The organism is bacterium (assembly GCA_035371905.1).
In the GTDB taxonomy this organism is placed as follows: Bacteria; Ratteibacteria; UBA8468; order B48-G9; family JAFGKM01; genus JAMWDI01.
The window spans coordinates 1-6,291 of the sequence record DAORXQ010000093.1 but is presented as its reverse complement, the minus strand read 5'-3'; the positions used below and the strand labels follow the sequence as shown (position 1 = coordinate 6,291).

The following is a 6,291-nucleotide window of genomic DNA, read 5'->3' as shown; positions in this document are numbered from 1 at the left end:
AAGATAGATTTGCACAATTAATAAAGGATTGTAAATTTTTTGATTGTTTAGTTGCTTATTTTTATGTAAGTGGGTTTTACGCCATATATAAGCCACTACAAAAAACTGAGAAAATAAGAATTCTCATTGGGATTGGAACAACCAAAGAAACTTACGATTTAATAAGAAGTGCAGAAGATAGACCCCAAATGTGAAGTATAAGGAAAGGTTGAAAAGGGTTTATAGGGAGGCGTTTAAGGGAGGTAGGGTGTTATGGAAAAAATAAAAATAAATTTTACATAAAAACAGGAGAAATTAAGATGGAGGCACTTCAGAAATTTCAAAGTCTTTTAAAAGATCTTTTTCAGTTTGACTCTTCAGATTTAGATTTTGGAATTTATAGAATTTTGAATTATAAAAGAAGAGAAATTGAGGATTTTATCCAAAACAAACTTCCTGCTATTGTTGATGAAGCATTTGAAAAGCATAAAAACGGTATTTTGAGAAATATAGACCAGGAATTTGAGAAAGCAAAACAGGAGATAATTAAAAACTTTGGCAATGAAGCCATTACTTCTATTGGAGAACTTAAAGAAGAATTTAAAAATACTCCACTTGGTAAAAAATATCTTGAGATTAAAGCACAAAAGGAAGAAGCAGATAAAATTGATGAGATTAAACTTCAGGTTTTTAATGACCTTTATAACTTCTTTTCAAGGTATTATGAAGAAGGTGATTTTACTCCACAATACAGATATTCAATAAAAACACATAAATATGCTATTCCATACAATGGTGAAGAGGTAAAACTTTACTGGGCAAATTCAGAACAATATTATACTAAAACAGGTTTTCTTTTCAGAGATTACACATTCAAAGCTGGCGACTATAGGGTGCTTTTTAGAACAGAGACAGCAGAAGAGGAATTATCAACAAATAAGCAAAAGGAAAAACAAAAAAGATTTATTTTATCCAACAAAAAATTAGAGATTGATGAAAATAAAAAAGAAGTAGTTGTTTATTTCAAGTATAAGTTTTTATCAGAGGAAGAAGTTAAAAAACTAAATAATAAAGTTAAAGATGAAAAAGATAATAACAATGAAGAAGATAAAAAAGACCAACTACCAAAACAGGAAAAAATCAATCAAGTGATTTTTGAAGAAATAAAAGAAATTTTACAAGCTCAAAAGCAGTTTTATCTTTTAAAGGATTTAATAGAAGAGACAAAAAACGAAAAACCAGTTTTGCTTTATCATATAAACAGATTTACTGCTAAAAACACAAGGGACTTTTTTATACATAAGAACTTAAAGAGATTTTTAGAAGAACAACTTGACTATTTTATAAAAGCAGAAGTTTTAGATATAAAAACACTTGAAGAAGAAAAATTTTTAGACAAACACATAACAAGAGCAAAAGTTGTTAGAGAGATTGGAGAAAAGATAATTGATTTTCTTTCACAGATTGAAGATTTTCAAAAAAAATTATGGGAGAAAAAAAAGTTTGTTATAAGAACTGATTATGTTATTACACTTGATAGGATAAAAGAATGGACAGATGAAAAATTTTTAGATGAAGTGATTGAAGCGGTTTTAAGAAATGAAAACCAGCTAAAAGAATGGGAAGAACTTGGTTTTGGAGAAATAAAAAATAAAAAGGATTTAGAAAACAAAAAGCTTCCGATAGATACAAGGTATTTTGATGAAGAGTTTAAGTTTAAACTTTTGGAAAAAATCTCTGAAAAGTATGATTTAGACGATATTTTAGATGGAGTTTTAATTAAAAGTGAAAACTGGCAGGCATTGAATTTGCTTTTAAACAAGTATAAAGAGAGAGTGCAGACAATTTATATTGACCCACCATTTAACAAAGAACAAGATGCAGATTATCTTTACAATGTAAAGTATAAAGATTCAACTTGGATAAGTATGCTTGAAAATAGGTTAAGATTAGCAAGAGATTTATTAAATGATAGAGGAAGCATTTTTGTAAGGTGTGATTATAACGGAAACTGGATTGTCAGACCTTTGATGAATGAGATTTTTGACGAGGAGAATTTCAGAAATGAGATAAGTATAAATAGGAAAAGGCAAGCTATAGGCACGCCGGAAAAATTTGAAGTAGAAAGTGAATGGCTTTTCCTATTTTCAAAAACGGGTCAATATCTTAGGAAAGATTTATATAAGTCGAGAAGTTTAACAGATTTTAAATGGACAGGATTTTTAAAGCAGGAAGAGAGAAAGCCTGCAGAGAGAATATTCTTTGGAAAAGTTTTATATCCTCCACCAGGCCAACATTTTTCATTAATTCAGGAAAAGGTAGACAAATTACTCAAAGAACATTATTTAAGGCTAAAGTGTAGGGAGTGCGATGCTATATACTATTGGGATGAGAAGGAAAGAAAGGAAAATTTCATAGAATACATTATGCAAACAAAAGAAAAGTTTAAATTCGCTGACATATTTTCAACTACTAAAGTCTATGGAGTTAAAAAAATTGAAGTCTGTCTCAATTGTAAATCTGATAATTGGAAAGTTGAATATCTAACATCTGAAGAACAAAAGATAACTGATAACTGGAAAGACATACCATCTTATTCAGATGGTTGGAACTTTCAAACAGAAAACTCAGAAATCCTCTTAAAGCGTGTCATAGAATCCACCTCCAATGAAAATGATTTAGTTATGGACTTTTTCCTTGGCTCTGGCACAACAACAGCAGTAGCACACAAACTTAAAAGAAAATGGATTGGAATTGAAATGGGAGATCATTTCTGGACAGTAATTTTACCAAGAATGAAAAAAGTTTTGGCTTACGATAAATCAGGAATAAGTAAAGAAAAAGATGTAAAGGAAAAATACAACGAAAAAAACGCAGGTGGTTTCTTTAAATATCAAACATTTGAACAATACGAAGATTGTCTTGATAACATTGAACTTAAAGAAAATAAAAAAGCACAGGAACTTTTTAAAGACGAATACCTTCTAAAATACTTCCTTGACTTTGAAACAAGAGAAAGTGAGTATTTATTAAACATTGAAAAACTAAAAAATCCATTTGCTTATAAACTTAAAATATATGAAGGATCAGAACCAAAAGAAGTTATTGTTGATATTCCTGAAACATTTAATTATCTTCTTGGATTAAAGGTAAAGAGGATGAAGATAAGATATAATGAAGGGAAGAGATACTTATTTATTCTTGGTGAGAAGGAAGGGAGGGATTTTGCTATTGTCTGGAGAGAGTTTGATGATAATTGGATTGAAGAATTGAATGAAATTAAAGAAAAGGAAGATACGAAAGAAGAGATTAACTATAAAAAATTTAAAATTTACAAAGACAAAAAGTTTATCAAAAAAGAATTAAAAGAATGGAAGCCACAGGTTGTTTATGTAAATGGACAAAGTGTTTTAACACAGAGTTTTGATGATTTTCAAGCAGAAATAAGATATATTGAAGCAGAATTTAAAAAGTTAATTGAACCAGATTTTAAAAGTTAATGGTAAAGTGATATGGAAGAAGCATTGAAGATAATAAAAGAAGAGATTGAAAAAAATGGACTTAAGGTTTTAAAGATTATTCTATTTGGAAGCAGAGCAAAAGGAACTTATAGACAAGACAGTGATTTTGATTTTTTTGTGATTGTTGATAAAAAACTCAGTTTTAATGAAAAATGGGATATTATTGATGGGATTAAAATAAAATTAGCAAAATTAAGAATTCCAAATGATATTATCATAAAATCAGATGATGAGATAGAAGAAGAAAAAGATGATGTGGGAAAAATAACCTATTATATCCTTAAGGAAGGTATTGAGGTATGAAAAAAAATAGTTATAAAAACTGGATTTTCATTGCTGACGGTGATTTAAAAACTGCTGAAGACGAACTAAGTGTATCAGAACCATTTACAAGTACTGTTTGTTTTCATGCTCAACAATGCGTTGAAAAATATTTAAAGGCATATTTAACTTTTATAAGTAAACCATTTGGTAAAACACATGATATTGCTGAGTTGATTGAATTATGTAAAGAAAACGATGATGAATTTGAATATCTTTATGAAATAAAAGCGAATAAACTTACAAGATATGCAGTTGAGGTAAGATATCCAGATGAGTTTTATGTACCAACTATTGAAGAGGCAAAAGAAGCAGTTGAGATTGCAAAAAAAGTAAAAAGTTTTATATTGGAAAAATTAAACTATGAAAATTGAAAAGTACTTAATTTTAAACAAATACTTTCTCTCACTTTTTGGTGAAAAAGATTTCAGAGACTTACAATTAAAATTAAAGGATACAAAAGAAGGCACTGATAGCGATGGAAGAACACATTTTGTAAATGTCTTAACTGGGTTAGACGGATTAAAAATAAACGAAGATGAGTTATTGAGGTATGATAAAAACATTCAGGAGTATGAAAAAAAGATAAATTATAGGAGGGGCAATGTTTCTCTAAAATACTTTCAATACCTTGCTGTTTTATTTACTGAGATATTTTTGGATAACTTAAAAAACAATAAACAATTATTTCTTTATCAATTAAATGAATTTTTAGAAAATTACGAAGATGAAAATGCAAAAGACTTAATAGGCAACTTTACTGAAGATGATTTTAAAAAACTTGCTTTTTGGATGGCAACCGGTTCCGGAAAGACACTCATTGCTCATATAAACTACTACCAGTTTTTCAAATATAATCTTTTCTCTCCTGACAACATAATTTTTATCACTCCAAATGAAGGACTTTCAAAACAGCATTATGAAGAGCTAATTAAAAGTGGGATACCAGCAAGAATTTATTCAGGTTCGGGTTCATTAAACGGTGGCTTAAAGACGGAAAATGAAGTTTTGGTAATTGAGATGACAAAGTTTGTTGAAGAGAAGAAAGGTGGTGGAGTAACTTTGCCTGTTGAAACATTTGAAGGAAAGAATTTGATGTTTGTTGATGAGGGACATAAAGGTAGAAAATCAGAAGAGCAAAAATGGGCAAAGTTAAGAGATAAACTTTCAGAAAATGGCTTTGTTTTTGAATATAGTGCAACCTTTGCACAGATTTTAAGTAAGAAAAACAAAGAAACACTAAAAGAATATTCAAAATCAATAATCTTTGATTATTCTTACAAATACTTCTATTTAGACGGCTATGGGAAGGACTTTAAAGTTTTGAACGTTAATGAAACGAAATTGTCAGACAAAGATTTTCAAGAAACAATGTTTGTTGCAAACCTTTTATCTTTTTATGAACAGATAGTTTTATATGAAGAAAAAACAACTTTGGCAAAAGAATATAACATTGAAAAGCCACTTTGGATTTTTGTCGGAACAACAGTGACAGGAAAAGAAGAAGAGTCAGATGTTTTAGAAATTGTTAAGTTTATAAAGAAAATTACAGAAGATCAAAACTGGTTAAAGAAAAAAATTGATTTTGTTTTAAGTGGAAAAACTGGTTTAGAAGATGATAATGGAAATGATATTTTTGAAAATAGATTTCCGTTGTTAAGAGGAAAAGTCATTGATGTTGATGATATTTATAAAAAAGTTTTTATTGGCAAAGGTAGTTTTAAGATATATGAGATAAAAAATTCTGAAGGTGAATTTGGGTTAAAAATTGGAGAAAATCCATACTTTGGTGTTATAAATATTGGCGATATATCTGGTTTTAAAAAATTACTTGAACAGGAAAAAATTACAATTGAACAAGATGCAATCTCTCAATCTTTATTTGATGATATAAAGAAGGAAAACTCAAGTATCAACATACTTATTGGTTCAAAAAAATTCATTGAAGGTTGGGACACCTGGCGTGTATCTTCAATGGGTCTTTTGAATATAGGCAAAGGACAAGGACCACAGATTATTCAATTGTTTGGAAGAGGCGTAAGATTGAAAGGCAAAAATATGACTTTAAAAAGAAGTGAAAATAAAGAGATTGCCCTTCTTGAAACATTAAACATTTACGGAATAAAAGCAGATTATATGAATAAATTTTTAGAAGAAATAAGAAAAGAAGATGTTGACTTTGAAGAAATAAAAATACCTGTCATACCTTTGGAAAAAGAAAAGTGGAGTAAACTTCCTTATTTAAAAAAGAAATTATGTGTAAAGTATGAAGAAAAAGAAGTTGTATTTTTAAAACCAGACGAACATATACAATATACCTTAGATTTAACTCCGAAAGTCACAAGTTATATTGGACGAGAAAGAAAGTATAAAGATTATGAAAAAGAAATATCAATTGAAGTAACAAAGGCAATTGAAGAAACTTCTGAAGAGGTAATATCTAATCTTATTGATTTGGAACTGCTTGATT

At 28.7% G+C, this 6,291-nt stretch carries 5 protein-coding genes; all 5 read left to right on the top strand.

The genetic code is table 11. The features are described from left to right. On the top strand, positions 1–194 hold a 194-nt coding region (locus tag PKV21_08460; GenBank protein ID HOM27520.1), incomplete at its 5' end, for a hypothetical protein. Positions 195–299: 105 nt separating this feature from the next. Next, on the top strand, positions 300–3,479 hold the full coding sequence (locus PKV21_08455; GenBank protein ID HOM27519.1) for a site-specific DNA-methyltransferase: 3,180 nt from the start codon (positions 300–302) through the stop codon (positions 3,477–3,479). 12 nt (positions 3,480–3,491) lie between these two features. Beyond that, positions 3,492–3,803, top strand: coding sequence for a nucleotidyltransferase domain-containing protein (locus tag PKV21_08450; protein HOM27518.1), 312 nt, complete (start codon positions 3,492–3,494; stop codon positions 3,801–3,803). Beyond that, positions 3,800–4,195: a HEPN domain-containing protein gene (locus tag PKV21_08445; GenBank protein ID HOM27517.1), complete on the top strand. Its 396-nt coding sequence runs from the start codon at positions 3,800–3,802 to the stop codon at positions 4,193–4,195. The genes PKV21_08450 and PKV21_08445 overlap by 4 nt, the downstream gene beginning before the upstream one ends. After that, a partial coding sequence (locus PKV21_08440) for a DEAD/DEAH box helicase family protein (GenBank protein ID HOM27516.1) occupies positions 4,185–6,291 on the top strand: 2,107 nt, incomplete at its 3' end. The genes PKV21_08445 and PKV21_08440, both read left to right, overlap by 11 nt.

Coding starts and splice junctions, on each gene's coding strand:
- PKV21_08455 (HOM27519.1), top strand. CDS start 300: ATGGAGGCACTTCAGAAATTTCAAAGTCTTTTAAAAGATCTTTTTCAG.
- PKV21_08450 (HOM27518.1), top strand. CDS start 3,492: ATGGAAGAAGCATTGAAGATAATAAAAGAAGAGATTGAAAAAAATGGA.
- PKV21_08445 (HOM27517.1), top strand. CDS start 3,800: ATGAAAAAAAATAGTTATAAAAACTGGATTTTCATTGCTGACGGTGAT.